We start from the raw sequence: 14,159 nt of genomic DNA, 5'->3' as shown, positions 1-14,159 counted from the left end.
TTTCCGCTTTCCAACGGGCGTCACCACTTTTTTGAATTGATGTCTCGCAACATCGCGTTGTCCAACATCTGTTCTGCCAAAAGCTTCTTCAGCTTGCCGTTCTCATCTTCTAATGCCCGCAACCGCTTCGCATCCGATGGTTCCATGCCACTATACTTCGATTTGTATTTATAGAACGTCGCTGAGCTGATCCCGTGACGCCGACACACGTCTGCGGTCTTCTCACCAGATTCCTGTTCCTTGATCATCGCAATGATCTGTTCATCCGTAAATCGTGCCTTCATTTGTCCGTCCTTTTGTTGGGCGGACTCTACACAAATTTGGAGGAGTTTTAGGGGCTCAGGTCAAGACTTCGGATGCACGCAGCCCGGCACCGTAACTGATGCCAAGAGCCGCCCGATATTTGAGCCCAGGGCCGGGCACGGCGGCCATCAAATCAGCCACCTCCTCGACACTCAGGACAATCGGCAATTTGCGGGGCTTGCGATGAAACTGCATGAAGCGCTTCATCTCATCACGCCCGTAAGTGATCCCGAAGAAGAACCGCAGGGAAATGATGCGCACGTTGAAGGTGCTGGTCGACACGCCGCCCTGTGTCATCTTGAGTTGATAGGCGCGCAGATCTTCAGGGGTGGCTGTGTCGGGCGGCCGCCCGAGGAATGACGCGAAATGCTTCACATTCCGGATGAGCGCTTTTTGCGTCTTCTCGCACAGCCCCCGAATATAAATGTCTTCGATCATCCGCTGGCGCAGCAGGGTGGCCTTCTCCTCCTTCATGGGAACCTCCTGTCTGACGGTGGGAAAGACCCCAATCGTCAGCCCAGACCGGCATGCCACAAAGAAAAATCATGAAATATGTGCCGACCTTGCGGTCAGGCGCCAATGCCGCGGAGCGGCTTAGTCCTCCCGCCCTACCTGTATCTCCTGGGATCGACGTGAACGGCCCGCTGCCATTGGCCTTTGATGCTCGATGCTGCGTTTGCGGCCCGCATTGCCGACTTTTGCTGCAAGTGCGAGATTGGGAAATGCCAAAATTCACACAATGCGGGACATGGCGCTGCCGATCTTGCATGGGGCGGCATTGGAAGCCCCGATCTTTAGCTGGAGTCTGTTAACGCACTGTCTTCACCACCCATCTGAACGCCTACAGTCGCCTTGTGTTTCACGTGAGGTGGCCTGCGCGTCTTGGGCCTCAGTCCGTCGTCCACGTATCAGGGTTCTGGGCATCATACACATAGGGGAAAGTGCCGGTGAAATTAGCGTCAACGATTGCGCCGTTGAATGCGACGAGGATGTAGAGAATCCTCCCATCATCGGGGTTTGTCACTGCGACGACGTAGTCGCCGTCCACGACGGCAAGGATCTTGGCACTGGATGTCGAAAGCTGCGACCAACTCTTGGCAAGTGGGCTCCAGTCGCGATCCACAGATACGCGGGTGAGGTGATCTGCCGCGTTGATTGCATTTTCCAGAGCAACTGCTGGCTCAATTGAACCGTGGCCTTCAGAATGTGCGATGACCTGCGACGCAGCGGCGAGAGCCAGCGTTGCGGCAAGGGCGAGTTTTCAAAGCATTTGAGGGTCCTTCCTTGGTTGAAGTGAAAAAGGGAAGATAACGGAACCCTCAGTGAGCTCCGTTATCAAATTGTCAGCTGGCGTCCTTGAATTCGGCGTATTCGCCGCGGACTTGAACGGTTACGGTAACAACGAGATTGTCACGATTGCGCCAGAACCAGCCATGCTCGCCATCGAAGGCAGCAACGATCTGACCTTCGTCGCCTGTCGATCCGCGCCCCTTTTTATAGGTCACGGATTTGCCGCCACCGTGACCATGCAGGTCGAAGTTGACGCGCCCACCGTCGACCATCATTCGGTATTCCACCGTTTGGCCTTCTTCCATGACCAACTTCCACTCGGCACTGTCACCGGGTGCCAGCGTGAAGGTGGTTTCGTCGCGCCAGATTTCCGCTTCCTGCGCATGCGCGGCGCCGACAAAAAACCCAAAAATATCGTTCATCAGGCTCGACTCGTCCTGCGCTTCAAGCTCCATCAGCCTGTCGGCTTCGGCCTCTTCCGCGAGCTGGGTCTTGATCTCGCCCATTTCGGTCAGGCCGATCACGCCACCGATCCCGGTCGGGTCGATGTTGTATTCTGCGGGAAGCACGACGGTCACAAGGATCGCAACCGCGCTGACCGCGGCAATGGCGGTGGAACGGATGAGTTGCGCGGAGCTTGGCAACTCATCAAGGCTCGGTTTTTCTGCGTTAAACATTTTGCTCTCCTAAAGTCTCAGGTGGCTACGAAGTAGCCGGTGATTTGCAGGCCCATGAGGATGAACCCCATGGACATCATGACGACGTTGGCAGTGTAGGCTTGGCTGAAAAAATTCGGGGATTTTCGCCAATAGCCCATGACGATAAGGATGACGGCAAGCGCCATCAGCTGGCCCAGTTCGACGCCGACGTTGAACGCCAGAAGATTGGTCAGGAGCCCGTCCGAGGCGATTTCGTAGTCGAGGATCTTGGTCGCAAGGCCCGTGCCATGGAAAAACCCGAAGATCAGCGTTGCAACCTTGGTGTTGGGTTGAACACCAAACCAGCGCTGATAGGCCCCCAAATTGTCGAGTGCCTTGTAGACGACCGACAGGCCGATTATGGCATCTACGATATACGCGTTGATGCCCCAGCCGAACCAGACGCCTGCCAGCATCGTCGTCGAGTGACCGACCGCGAAAATACTGACATAGATGCCCACGTCCTTCATCCGGTAAAGGAAGAAGACAACGCCAAACAGAAACAAGATGTGGTCGTATCCGGTCACCATGTGTTTGGCACCGAGGTACATGAAGGGGATGATGTTCACTCCCCAGATTTCTTGAATGTAACCTGCGTCGCCTTCGGTAACATTATGGGCAAGCGCATGGCCTGCACTCAAAAAGAGTGCCGACAGCGTGATTAAGGACAGGATCACGACCCGGCGTATGCCGGGATCGGTCCAGTTCCGATGGACTGCATTCATGGATTGAACTCCGTATGTGTGTTGTTGATCGTGTGATGCACACCAATGGGCGTGCAGTCGATCAAGCGCGCGGAGGTCGTTCGATCAGGTATACTTGCAGCGGATCAGATGTGTCTGAACCCAGTCGCCACGCAGATCTGTAGATTTCGAGTGACTGCGGGGACAGATCGGGGCGCGGCACAACGGCCTGACTGTGATCATGATCGACGCTATCGTGGCTGTGTCCGTGCATCGCCCAGGCGAGGTCTTCTTCCAGACCATGCGAATGCCCGTGCTCGGCAATCATTTCCGCGTGTTCCTGAAGCACATCGAGGATGGCAGGCGCATGGGAGGTCGTTGGCATCACCGACCAGACAATCACGGCCGCACAGAGAAGCGTTGCGAGCACGACCTTTCCGATTGTCCGTATGGTTGTCATTCTCTCTGCCTGCTCGTTCTTCTCTTGGGCCCTGCGTTGCGACACCATCTTGCCCTATCCCCCCCGGGGGGATAAGTCCTTTTTATGTCAAAACCCGATGTCCATGCAAGTCATCCCGCCCTTATCGCCCGGCTGAAACGTGCTGACGGCCACCTGCGCGCCGTGATCGAGATGATCGAGGCGGGTAAGCCATGCCTTGAGATCGCCCAACAGATGCAGGCCGTGGAAAAGGCTATTACGAATGCCAAACGGGCATTGATCCACGACCACATGGACCATTGCCTGGACGCCGAAGATTCCGAAACAGATCGCGCAGAGATGCGGGCGATCGCCCGATATCTCTGAGGTCCGCCATGTTCGACATCCTTTCCGACCGCACCTACCGCCATCTGTTTCTGGCGCAGGTCGTGGCACTTCTGGGAACCGGCCTCGCGACTGTTGCACTCGGCTTGCTTGCCTTCGATCTTGCAGGGGATGGGGCTGCGATGGTGCTTGGCACGGTCTTCACCATCAAGATGGTGGCCTATGTGGGCATCGCGCCCGTTGCGGGGGCCTTCGCAGGTCGGGTGCCACGCCGCGCGTTTCTGGTGTCACTTGATCTGGTGCGTGCTGGTGTGGCACTGGCCCTGCCTTTTGTAACCGAGGTCTGGCAGGTCTATGTTCTGATCTTCCTGCTACAGTCGGCCTCTGCCGCCTTCACACCGACCTTTCAAGCGACGATCCCGGACGTTCTCCCCGAGGAGGAGCGTTACACCCGCGCACTGTCGCTGTCGCGATTGGCTTATGATCTGGAGAACATCGTCAGCCCAACCCTGGCAGCACTTCTGCTCGCGGTGATGTCCTACAACTCGCTTTTCCTTGGCACAGTGGTTGGGTTTACTGCCTCGGCCCTTCTGGTCGTTTCGGTGCTGCTGCCCAGCCCTAAAGCCTCCGAGCCGCGGGGCATCTATGACCGGACGACACGCGGCATCCGCATCTACCTTGCCACGCCCCGCCTGCGCGGGCTTCTGGCGCTGAACCTCGCGGCTGCAGCGGCGGGAGCAATGGTGTTGGTCAATACTGTCGTTCTGGTGCGAGGCTCGCTCGGCCTGTCGGAAAGCGCGCTGGCCTGGACGATGTTCGCCTTCGGTGCAGGTTCGATGACAGCCGCATTGGTCCTCCCGCGCGTTTTGGATGCGCTGCCAGACCGGCCCGTTATGTTCGGCGGTGCTGCGCTGATGGTCTTAACTCTGTTCGGGCTGGGGTTGACGACGCATGCAACTGGCCTTGACTGGCCCATCCTTCTGGGGGCGTGGTTACTGGTTGGTCTTGGATACTCTGCCGTCCTCACGCCTTCCGGCCGGTTGCTGCGCCGGTCCACCCATGCCGGGGACCGCCCCGCGCTGTTCGCTGCGCAATTCGCCCTCTCCCACGCCTGCTGGCTGGTGACCTATCCGCTGTCGGGCTGGCTGCTGACGGTCTACGGCATAGTTCCAGCGCTGATTGGCCTCGCGTTCCTCGCAGCCGCTGGAATGCTCGCTGCGCTGAAGCTCTGGCCCTCTGGCGATCGAGTGGAGGTCGAGCACACGCACGACAACCTGCCACTCGACCATCCCCACCTGCAGGGGCAACGCAGGCACAGTCACCCGCTTGTTATTGATGAGATCCATCCCCGCTGGACCACACATTTCTGAGTTGTAACAAGCAGCGAAGACTGGACTTAGGCGCTTCGCGTTCGTCCATGAGGACATAATTGCTTCGCGCAGCATCGGTCAAAGGAGCTCGAAGCTGACTTCTGCATCGCAGCAAAAACCATTGATCCGTGGCTGTTTGAATGTCGGCTCTCGCCATTGTTCAAATCTCAACTCGCGCCTGCAGCAAATTCAAACTATCCGCCGGGCCTACATGTGTTCCTTTGACTGGAAGGGCGCCCAAGTTGTGTCCGCTTCGCGCTGCCTGCGGTCTCCTTGCCCAAGCGCCCGCAGATGGTTCTGATGTTCCAGCGGAAAAGTCACTACGCTGCACCGCCGCAGCGCGGCTCCGAACTCAAAGCTAAAATTCTTAAATCTCCTGCTTCCCAGCATAGTCTCTTCGGGCCTGCTCAATCGTTTCCAGATTGGCCTCTGCCCACAGCCACACGCCGCAAAACGCCTTGCTCAGGCCTAGGCCGAGGTCGGTCAGCCGATATTCAACCTTCGGAGGCACGACCGGGTAGACCGTGCGATTAACGAGGCCGTCTCTCTCCATCGCACGCAGGGTCTGCGTCAACATCTTCTGGCTGATCCCGGTACAGGCACGGGCGAGTTCGCCGAAACGGCAACACTCTTTCTCTGTCAGGATCTCGATCAACAGCATGGTCCACTTGTCTGCAACCCGGCCGATGATCTCTTCCACCAGTCGGTCCACCGCCGGATCGGTCGGTGGCAGGTCCTGCATCTCTTGCCTCAACGATGTCTCCGACATGGCTTCATACTCTCATTTTGGTAAGTATAAATCTTTTGGGTGCCTTCTTTCGTATAGTTAGCATAAAGCGCATGTTTGGGCCAGTCAAAGAAAAGGACGACCCCATGACCTTCATCAATCGCACCATCCTCATCACCGGCGGAAACTCCGGGATCGGTCAGGCTCTGGCCGAGGCTCTTCAGGCCAAGGGCAACCGCATTATCATCACCGGGCGCAAGCGGGACAGCCTGCAGGCCACACTTGACCACAACCCCGAAATGGCGGGCTATGCCCTTGATGTCACGGACGAGGCCGCGCTCGCTGCCTTCTCTGCCAGCGTACTGGCCGAGCACCCAAACCTTGATACCGTCATCCTGAACGCGGGCATCATGGAGGCCGAGGACTATACCGCTGAACCAGTCAGCCTCGATGTCGCCGAGCGCACCATCGCCACCAATCTCGTCGCGCCGATCCGCCTCGCGGCGGCGCTGCTGCCACACCTCCAATCCCGCCCCCAGGCAGCACTGATCACGATGTCCTCGGGCCTCGCCTTCGTGCCCAAGGCAATGACCCCGGTCTATTCCGCGACCAAGGCCGCGATCCACTCATGGACGCAGTCGCTGCGTCACCAACTGCGCGAAACGTCAGTCGCCGTGCATGAGATCGCGCCGCCGCTGGTCGCGACGGACCTGACACCCGGTCAGTCACAGGTTGCCGCTGCGATGCCGCTGCAGGACTTTACCGACGAGGTGATGGGTATCCTGTCACTCGACGAGGTGCCGGACGAGGTGCTGGTGAACCGTGTCAACTTCCAGCGCAAAGCCGAGTCCGAGAGCCGCTATTCCGCAGCCTTTGCGACCATCAACGGCTGAGCATCGCGGTGAAAGCTAGACCGGGGCGCCAGGGCCTCCCGATCTGCACTTTGCGGGAGGCAGGATACCTCCAAGACGCACGAGCGTCTGAAAGCCCCCGCAGCGTCGCCTGTCGACCTGGCGAAAGTGGTGGGGTCGAGGCCGACGCCTGCTTTGGCACGCGGCCCCACAGCGTGAAATGCCCCCCCTTCGGGTCAAAATTCTGAGTTTGCACCTGCAGCAGCTGCGAGCCCCTACAGTCCACCATTGCTTCCTGACCTTCAGAGCAGCCGGTGTGTCGTTACCCAACTAAAACCGCTGCCCATTTTGCGCATCGGTTTACATGCTGCCAAATGAAAATTGGCCGATCTGCGATTTTCTTCTTCGTCTGGCTGAACAGTGGCCAATCTCTTCATTGAAATCAGGAAACAGCAGCTCGGTTGCTGCCTGAGACGGAAAATACAGCAACTTCAAAAAAATATGTCTGCTCGGACAACAAGAGACGTTTGGCCTGCAAGCATTTGACTTAATTAAACTAATATTGAATCGCGCAGGAAGCTCTACAGCGCCCCCACAGACTCGAACAGCACAAAACACAGATGACGCACGTCAAGGTCGTTTTGGCCGCGAGAACAACGATAGCACTGTCAGAAAACGAACCGGTTGCTTGCCACGGCAAAGGCACCGGCTTCCTGCAACCAATCCCTTCGGAGGGCCTCAAAATGACCGACGACAATTTCGAGATGCACATTCAGGCACAGACATCAACGCAGTATCCGGGAGCATAATCATGGAGTTCACAACCAATGCCGCTGCGCAGGTTTAGAATCTGCGCAAGATCCATATTCCAAGCGAACGCGACCACGAGCCCAAGAAACACCTCTATCGCTTGTTTGAAGTCGATAGCGACGGGGAATTGACGTCAGTGCCCTGTCGCTACACAGCCGGGCAGGAAACACGCGGCGTTATTCTCATCGAAGAACCTGGCGGCAGCAAGGCCACGGCCGTCCGCACGATCCTCCGTGAAGTCAAATTTTTGGCACTGAACCCTGAGACTGGCGAGCCGCGCTACCTTGAGATTCAGGTGCCGAGCCCTGCGACTTTGAAAAGCGTTGGCTTGGCGATCCTCGCCGCCCTGGGTGTGGAGCATATCGCGTCCAGTGCCAAAGTGTGGGAAATCTGGGAAGCCGTCAAACAGCGGCTCCGGGCCGCAGGGATCATTGTCCTGTGGTCGGATGAAGCGCATGATCTCATCATGGCGCGCTCGGCCAATGAGACCGAAAGTTCACTGCGGATGATCAAGTCCCTCATGCAGGGCGACAATGCTGTCATTCCGATCCTGAGCGGGACCCGGCGCCTGGCGGAGGTGGCCGCATTCGATCCTCAGGTTTCGCGGCGCTTTACCAAGATCGTGCCGTCCAATCTGCAGTATGGCATGGATGAGGCCGGGCTGATCTCTCTGGTTGAATACTTTAGCGAAGAAGCCGCAGTAATCCTCCCATTTTTAATGGGGTCCAGCCGTAGAATTCACGCGGCTGTTTTCAGTTTCATAGCGGGTGTCACGCCGCCGATGCCCATGTTGGGTTAGTGTCCGACTTTCGGGGGGAGCTCATCCCTAAAATAATGGGGCTTTCGAGTTGCAGACATTTGGGGCCAGGCTAACTTTGAAAAAGCAATCCCAGCAGGATTGCCGTCCCGAACAACAGGGCGGTTGAAGTGAATAGCACGCAAAACGTGCGCCCGCCCACCTGCCGCAGCTCCTGCACATTGCTGAGCAGGCCGATGCCTGCAATCGCGACAAGGAAAAGAGCACGGGACAGATCCGACACCCCGGCGCGCAGAGCCTCGGGAACTGGAAAGGCGCTCGCGAGCACAAACAGCGCCGCGAAGGCCAACACGAACCATGGAAGTCCGATCCGCGTCCCCGGCGACGTACGTCCTAATGTAACCGAGACCGTGAGCAGCACGACTGGCAGAAGGGCGACGCGCATCATCTTGGTGAGCGTCGCGGTTTCGCCTACTTCGTCCGAGACAGAGAAGCCCGCGCCGATGACCTGTGCCACGTCATGAATGCTCGCGCCGATCACGAAACCGGTCTGCCATTGCGACAGGCCCAGCGCATGCAGGACGACCGGGTAGAACACCATGGCCACGGTCGACAGACCCGTGGCGATCATGATCACCGCCATCGTATGGCTGCGCGACACCCTGTCCTGAACCAACGCCGTCAGGGCGAGGGCGGCAGAGGCGCCACAAATTGACACTGCTCCTGCGGCGACGACGGCTGCCTCGGTGCTCCATCCGGCGCGGCGGCCCAGCCAGATGCCAAAGCTCATCGACAGCACCAGCAGAGCCGCTACGCTGAGCACAGCTGCAACGCCCAGCATCTGGAACGTGTCGACCGAAACGGCGATCCCCAGCAGGGCGACGCCGGATTTCAGCAAGGTGCCTGCCGCAAATTCCAGTCCGGGCCGGACCCGTGTATCGGTCGATAGGAAGGACAGCACCATGCCCAGAAGCAGCGCGAACAGCATCGCGGGCGCGCCATAGCGCAGCGCGATGCCGGTCCCGGCCAAGCTGACAGTTGCGGCGACCGCGAGACCGGGAGCCACCGCATGGATACGGTCCCTGGTGTCGCGCGTCCGGGTGGCAAGATCCGTAGCCGTCATTCTTCGAGTCTCTCCAGGTGATGTATGATGATCTCTTTGCGCGAAACGTTCAGAACGCCCTCGGTCTGGAGCTTGTCGAGCGATTGCGTGACCCATTGACGGGTCGCCCCGACCATCGAGGCGACCTGTTCATAGGTGATGGAGCGGTCGATGATGATATCGCCGTTCTCGTGCCGCCCGTGGGTGTCGGCCAGGATGACCAGAAGCTGGCGCAGCCGCTCGAATACGGACCGGGTGCCCAGCATTTGCAGAAGCGCGGAATAACATTTCGCCTTGGCGATCAGACCTTCGATGATCGAGATGGCGACATCAGGCACCTCGCGCACCAGGGTGCGGATCGAACTGCCGGACAAGAACAACAATTCTGTCTCTTCCAGTGAATCGGCGGACCAGACATGACGCCCACGCCCGAACACTTCGGGGCCGCCGACGAAATGTCCCGGGCTCCAGTAGGCCAGCGTGATCTCGCGGCCGGACGGACCGGCGTAAAAGGTGCGAATGCGACCGGATTCGACGATCCAGATCCCGGTGTTCGGATCGCCCTGAAAGAACAGCCCGTCGCCCTTGCCGATCGTCGTGCGCATGCCGTTGCGCCGCACGCGGGCGCGGTCTTCGTCGTTCAGCGAGGCTAGGAACCCGGCGCCTTCGTTGATTTCGAGCAGGTATTCCGAAAGGTATAGGGCACTGTTCGAGGCGTCGTGTTCGTCAGTCATTGTGTCCTGCCCTGTGCGGCGAGATAGGCCGCTATCGCGTTCAGATCAGCGTCGCTGAGCTTGCTCAGCTGCGCGCGCATTGCGTCGATCGCGGCGCCGTCGCGGCGCCCGTCGCGCATGTCACGCATCTGTTTGGCCAGATAGGCAGGGTGTTGTGAAGCCAGATAGGGGATGTTTTCCGGTCCCGCGGCGCGTTCGTCGTGGCATTCCTCGCAACCGGCGGAAAGATAGGCGATCTGGCCCGTTTCTGTGTCACCGGCCGGAACCGGCTCCGGGTGCGGCTGGGACGAGAACCAGCCGACCACCTCGGCGATGTCGCCGGGCTTCAGCTCAGTGACCACGGCGGCCATCTGGCCGCGGTCGTTCGTGCGCTGCCCGCTGAGAAAGGCGCCGATCTGTGCCCGGATATAGTCGGGGCGCTGGCCTGCCAGCTTGGGGAACCTGTCACGCGCGGAATCGCCGGACAGCCCGTGGCAGAGCGCGCAGCGCTCATAGGCAGGCGCGCCGTCGTCCAGCAGCGAGTCAGCGGCGGCAGGACCGGCAGACATCAGGATCACGATCAGGGCAAGAGCGGCCCGTACATCAGGACGCTGCATCCCGGTCCTCTACGACGGCGGGCACGGCCAGCACCTCTCCATCGGAGAAGGTCAGGGACAGGTTTACGACCGTTCCTGCGCTCACCACGCCCTGAGGCATCATCAACATGATGTGCAGCCCGCCGGGGGCCAGTTCCACCGCGCCGTGGGCGGGGATGTCGAGCTGTGCGACCGGCGACATGCTGGCGACTCCGCCGTGCGTCATGCTTTGGTGAAGATGCGCCATGCCGTACCCTTCGGCCGTGACGCCGATCAGGCTGCGTATGGTGTCGGTGCTGTTGTGCAGGGACATATAGGCGGCGTGGACGCGGGCGGTGGGCGGCGCGGGCGGGATATAGGCCTTCTGTGCAGTGATACCGTCTGCCTGCGCCAGCGCGGGCAGGAGAATCATGGCTGCGGAGAGAATACGCATCATTGGTTTGACTTCCTACGGTATGAGATCTGAAGCCGGGCGAGGAATTCCGCCGTGGCGCCGGGATCGAAGGGGGGTTGCAGTTTCGCGCGCAGTTGCCCGTCTGGACCGATGACCGACACGGCCGAGGAATGCTGCACCTCGTAGTAGCCCGAGGCATCGGGCGGCAGCAGGCGGTAGAAGCTGTCCGTTGCTGCGACCAGCGCGTCGAGCTGGTCGCGGGTGCCGGTCACGCCGCGAAACTCGGGGTGAAAGAACCGCGCATAATCCGTCACCGTGTCGGAGTCGCGCGCAGGATCGACCGAGACAAAGACCACGCGGGGCAGGCTGTCAGGGCTCACCCGCAGCGCGGTTTCGGAAATCGCAGCTTCGAGATTGCCGAGGGTGAAGGGGCAGACATCCGGGCAGGAATTGAAGCCGAACATGATCAGCGTCCAGTGGTCGGCAAGATCCACAGCGGAAAAGGGCTGCCCCGCCTGATCGCTGAGCGTGAAGGCCGGGATCGGAACGGGGGCATCCAGCATGACACCCTGAACTTGAGCAAGGGCGGGACTGGCGTGCGGGCCAAATGCAAGGCCCAGAACAAGAGCGAGCCGTTTCATTTGTTCTGTTCCTCAAAGGCTTTGCGGCTTTCGGAACGGATCGTCGCCATGCAGTGCTGCCGCGCCGCGATGTATTCCGGTAAGGCGGCGGACTCGGTCGTGCGCGGGCGTGGGAGGTCGATGTGCAGATCCTCGATGATGCGGCCGGGGGCGGCGGACATGATCAGCACGCGGTCGGCCAGAAACACCGCCTCGTCCACGTCATGTGTGACAAAGACCACCGTCGTGCCGAACTTGGCCCAAATTTCGAGCAGACTTTCCTGCATCATCAGCCGAGTCTGGGCATCCAGCGCGCCAAAGGGTTCGTCCATTAGCAAAACCGACGGATAGTTCGCCAGCGCACGGGCGATGCCGACACGCTGCTGCATGCCCCCCGACAGCTCTGCCGGATAGCGGTCACCGAATTTCTTGAGCCCCACCATGCCAAGGAAGGTATTGGCGATCGATCCCGCTTCGGTTCGGCTGGCGCCGGCCATGCGCGGGCCGAAAGCGACGTTTTCATAGACCGTCTTCCACGGCAGAAGGGAATATTGCTGGAACACCATGCCCCGGTCCGGCCCCGGCTTTTCGACCGTCACGCTGTCCACCGACACAGAGCCGGTGGTGGGTTTCACATAGCCGGCGATGGCGTTCAGCAGGGTGGATTTGCCGCACCCCGAGGGGCCGAGTATACAGACGAATTCGCCAGGCAGGATCCTCAGCGATGTGGTTTGCACCGCGTGATAGGCGGACGCCCCGCGCCCGAAGGTGATCGAGGCATCGCTGATCTGGATTGCCCCCTTGCCGGACGAATTCGTTGGCGCACCGGGGCGCTGATATTTTAGGACATCAAGCATGTGTCGTCTCCCTGTAAAGGCGTTGACGGGCGCGTTTGCGCAGAGCAAGGCCGAGAATTGTGGCGATAAGCAGGGCAAACCCGAGGTAGGAAAAGACCGGACCCAACCGTTCCAACGCCAGCGACGTCGAGACACCCAGCCCCATCATGGACAGTCCGACAACCCAGGTGGGCGTGGCGCAACAGACCACCCAGCTCATCGTGGCGTTGGTCATGGCCACCAGAACGGCGCCCGCACCGGTTGCCAGCGTGGCACCGCGCCGCTCGGGTGCCGAACAGGACTCGCGGCGGGCAAGGCTGGCGGCAAGGCCGATCAGCACCCCAAGTCCGAAGAGTACCAGCAGACGTGATGGTATAACATTGAGGCTCCATACTGAAATGCCGGTGCCGTAGTCGTAATTCATGCGCCCAACCTCGATCAGCCATTCTTCGGCGATGATCGGTGGGATGTCTGCCCAGCTGGGGGTCGATGTGATGATCCGCACAACATTGCCGATCCAGTCATAGAATGTGACATAGTTGGGCAGCGCCCCGAAACGGGCGACCAGGGCCAGCAGCATGAAGACCTGCGACAGCACTGCAAAGCCCAGCCCCCAGAGCAGCATTCGGGGCCAGCTTCGCCGCACCTGACGGGTGATAATGGAAAGTGCGGCCCGCATCACCGAGTCCTCTTTTGCCATTTGAGAAGCGGCTTGGTCAGCAGCTTGACCGCCGCCGTCGAGGCGGTGCCAAGGAAGCCGATCACCAACATGCCCACCACGATGTCCTGATAGTTGATCAGGCTGTAGGCGTTCCAGGTGAAATAGCCGATGCCGTACTGGCCCGAGATGATCTCGCCTGCCAGCAGCGAGAACCAGCTGACCCCCATTCCGATGGCCAGACCCGCCGAGATCGAGGGCAGTGCCGCAGGCAGCACGACATGTCCAAAGATGGCCAGCCGCGAGGCGCCCAGAGACTGCGCTGCGCGCACAAGGACTTCGGGCGTCTGTTCAACCCCGTGCAGCGTGTTGAGCACAACGGGAAACAGCGCGCCCAGAAAGGTGATGTAGATGATCGACGCTTCTTCGGTCGGCCACATCAGGATTGCGAGCGGGATCCAGGCGACAGCGGGGATCGGGCGGATCACCTCGATATAGGGCATGACGAACGCGCGCACGATCCGGGACCGGCCCATGACCAGACCCAACCCGATGCCAAGGGCGGCAGCGATGGAATAGCTGATCAGAATACGCTGCATCGAGACGCGGATATGGGTGTAGAAAATCTCGGTTTGAAGATGCCCGAGGAACGAGGCAAAGACCTTGCCCGGGCCCGGTACGTTTTCGAAATTGACGAAGAAATTGAGGTTGGTGGCCGATGCCCAGTGCCAGAACAGCACCCCCGCTGCGAGCGACAGCAGGCCAAGGCCTAGCGATTGCAGCAGCTCAGGGCGCAGCATTCTGCGCAGCAGTCCGGGTGTGGCCACGGCCGCGGGTTCGTCCGATGGCGTGGGTTGCTGGGCCCGGTCCGAAGCGATGGGGTCGTCGGAAAGAGTCTGTACGGCCTGGGGCATGGTCCTGTCCTTTGCGGGCTGGATCGGCGCCCCCGGTCCCCGGGGGCGCCATGTCTTGCTGTTTCAGAGGAGGA

The 14,159-nt window shown here is 59.9% G+C and carries 18 protein-coding genes and 2 pseudogenes; 5 read left to right on the top strand and 15 right to left on the bottom strand.

The features are described 5' to 3' along the window. Nucleotides 1-26: 26 nt before the first annotated feature. The 6 genes and pseudogenes from BSF79_RS17100 to BSF79_RS17075 form a co-directional block, all read right to left on the bottom strand. Nucleotides 27-284 (bottom strand): annotated as a pseudogene (locus tag BSF79_RS17100) (transposase); the annotation flags it as partial. A 64-nt stretch (nt 285-348) separates the two neighbouring features. Then, nucleotides 349-777, bottom strand: a pseudogene (locus tag BSF79_RS17095) (tyrosine-type recombinase/integrase); the annotation flags it as partial. Nucleotides 778-1,192: 415 nt separating this feature from the next. After that, complete coding sequence (locus BSF79_RS17090; protein ID WP_281248651.1) at nt 1,193-1,543, bottom strand: DUF6488 family protein; 351 nt, start codon at nt 1,541-1,543, stop codon at nt 1,193-1,195. A gap of 103 nt (nt 1,544-1,646) precedes the next feature. Beyond that, complete coding sequence (locus BSF79_RS17085) at nt 1,647-2,270, bottom strand: transmembrane anchor protein (protein ID WP_090271041.1); 624 nt, start codon at nt 2,268-2,270, stop codon at nt 1,647-1,649. A gap of 17 nt (nt 2,271-2,287) precedes the next feature. Next, the gene (locus BSF79_RS17080; RefSeq protein ID WP_090271040.1) at nt 2,288-3,016 is read right to left on the bottom strand and encodes a HupE/UreJ family protein; all 729 of its coding nucleotides are present in this window, start codon (nt 3,014-3,016) and stop codon (nt 2,288-2,290) included. Between the two features lie 61 nt (nt 3,017-3,077). Further along, a complete protein-coding gene (locus BSF79_RS17075; protein WP_090271052.1) occupies nt 3,078-3,434 on the bottom strand; it encodes a hypothetical protein in 357 nt (118 codons plus the stop codon). A gap of 84 nt (nt 3,435-3,518) precedes the next feature. On the opposite strand from BSF79_RS17075, the gene BSF79_RS17070 reads away from it, so the two are divergent. Both BSF79_RS17070 and BSF79_RS17065 read left to right on the top strand, forming a co-directional pair. Then, a complete protein-coding gene (locus BSF79_RS17070; protein WP_090271039.1) occupies nt 3,519-3,779 on the top strand; it encodes a metal-sensing transcriptional repressor in 261 nt (86 codons plus the stop codon). Between the two features lie 8 nt (nt 3,780-3,787). Continuing rightward, the gene (locus BSF79_RS17065) at nt 3,788-5,107 is read left to right on the top strand and encodes an MFS transporter (RefSeq protein ID WP_090271038.1); all 1,320 of its coding nucleotides are present in this window, start codon (nt 3,788-3,790) and stop codon (nt 5,105-5,107) included. 367 nt (nt 5,108-5,474) lie between these two features. Here BSF79_RS17065 and BSF79_RS17060 read toward each other — a convergent pair whose 3' ends face one another. Continuing rightward, nucleotides 5,475-5,876: a winged helix-turn-helix transcriptional regulator gene (locus tag BSF79_RS17060; protein ID WP_090271037.1), complete on the bottom strand. Its 402-nt coding sequence runs from the start codon at nt 5,874-5,876 to the stop codon at nt 5,475-5,477. 104 nt (nt 5,877-5,980) lie between these two features. On the opposite strand from BSF79_RS17060, the gene BSF79_RS17055 reads away from it, so the two are divergent. From BSF79_RS17055 to BSF79_RS17050, 3 genes are all read left to right on the top strand, one after another. Further along, the gene (locus BSF79_RS17055) at nt 5,981-6,727 is read left to right on the top strand and encodes an SDR family oxidoreductase (RefSeq protein WP_090271051.1); all 747 of its coding nucleotides are present in this window, start codon (nt 5,981-5,983) and stop codon (nt 6,725-6,727) included. Nucleotides 6,728-7,305: 578 nt separating this feature from the next. Continuing rightward, nucleotides 7,306-7,494 (top strand): hypothetical protein, encoded by a 189-nt coding sequence (locus BSF79_RS19580; RefSeq protein WP_139246480.1) that lies wholly within the window; start codon nt 7,306-7,308, stop codon nt 7,492-7,494. A gap of 101 nt (nt 7,495-7,595) precedes the next feature. Continuing rightward, entirely contained in the window at nt 7,596-8,294 is a 699-nt protein-coding gene (locus BSF79_RS17050; RefSeq protein ID WP_175545366.1) for a TniB family NTP-binding protein, read from the top strand. A gap of 70 nt (nt 8,295-8,364) precedes the next feature. Here BSF79_RS17050 and BSF79_RS17045 read toward each other — a convergent pair whose 3' ends face one another. From BSF79_RS17045 to BSF79_RS17010, 8 genes are read right to left on the bottom strand one after another with little or no spacing between them, the layout of a single operon-like run. Then, complete coding sequence (locus BSF79_RS17045; protein ID WP_175545365.1) at nt 8,365-9,375, bottom strand: YeiH family protein; 1,011 nt, start codon at nt 9,373-9,375, stop codon at nt 8,365-8,367. Then, nucleotides 9,372-10,088, bottom strand: a complete 717-nt coding sequence (locus BSF79_RS17040; RefSeq protein ID WP_090271035.1) for a Crp/Fnr family transcriptional regulator — start codon at nt 10,086-10,088, stop codon at nt 9,372-9,374. Before BSF79_RS17040 ends, BSF79_RS17045 begins: the two co-directional genes overlap by 4 nt. Continuing rightward, nucleotides 10,085-10,684 (bottom strand): c-type cytochrome, encoded by a 600-nt coding sequence (locus tag BSF79_RS17035; RefSeq protein ID WP_090271034.1) that lies wholly within the window; start codon nt 10,682-10,684, stop codon nt 10,085-10,087. The genes BSF79_RS17040 and BSF79_RS17035 overlap by 4 nt, the downstream gene beginning before the upstream one ends. Then, on the bottom strand, nt 10,671-11,099 hold the full coding sequence (locus BSF79_RS17030; RefSeq protein ID WP_090271033.1) for a copper chaperone PCu(A)C: 429 nt from the start codon (nt 11,097-11,099) through the stop codon (nt 10,671-10,673). The genes BSF79_RS17035 and BSF79_RS17030 overlap by 14 nt, the downstream gene beginning before the upstream one ends. Then, entirely contained in the window at nt 11,096-11,698 is a 603-nt protein-coding gene (locus tag BSF79_RS17025; RefSeq protein ID WP_090271032.1) for an SCO family protein, read from the bottom strand. The genes BSF79_RS17030 and BSF79_RS17025 overlap by 4 nt, the downstream gene beginning before the upstream one ends. Then, complete coding sequence (locus BSF79_RS17020) at nt 11,695-12,534, bottom strand: ABC transporter ATP-binding protein (RefSeq protein WP_090271031.1); 840 nt, start codon at nt 12,532-12,534, stop codon at nt 11,695-11,697. Before BSF79_RS17020 ends, BSF79_RS17025 begins: the two co-directional genes overlap by 4 nt. Beyond that, entirely contained in the window at nt 12,527-13,213 is a 687-nt protein-coding gene (locus tag BSF79_RS17015) for a hypothetical protein (protein WP_139246479.1), read from the bottom strand. The genes BSF79_RS17020 and BSF79_RS17015 overlap by 8 nt, the downstream gene beginning before the upstream one ends. Continuing rightward, nucleotides 13,192-14,085: an ABC transporter permease gene (locus BSF79_RS17010; RefSeq protein WP_090271029.1), complete on the bottom strand. Its 894-nt coding sequence runs from the start codon at nt 14,083-14,085 to the stop codon at nt 13,192-13,194. Before BSF79_RS17010 ends, BSF79_RS17015 begins: the two co-directional genes overlap by 22 nt. Between the last annotated feature and the right edge of the window lie 74 nt (nt 14,086-14,159).

The sequence above is a fragment of the Thalassovita taeanensis genome (assembly GCF_900110775.1).
Taxonomy (GTDB): domain Bacteria; phylum Pseudomonadota; class Alphaproteobacteria; order Rhodobacterales; family Rhodobacteraceae; genus Litorimicrobium; species Litorimicrobium taeanense.
This window is presented reverse-complemented; position numbering and strand designations above follow the sequence as displayed.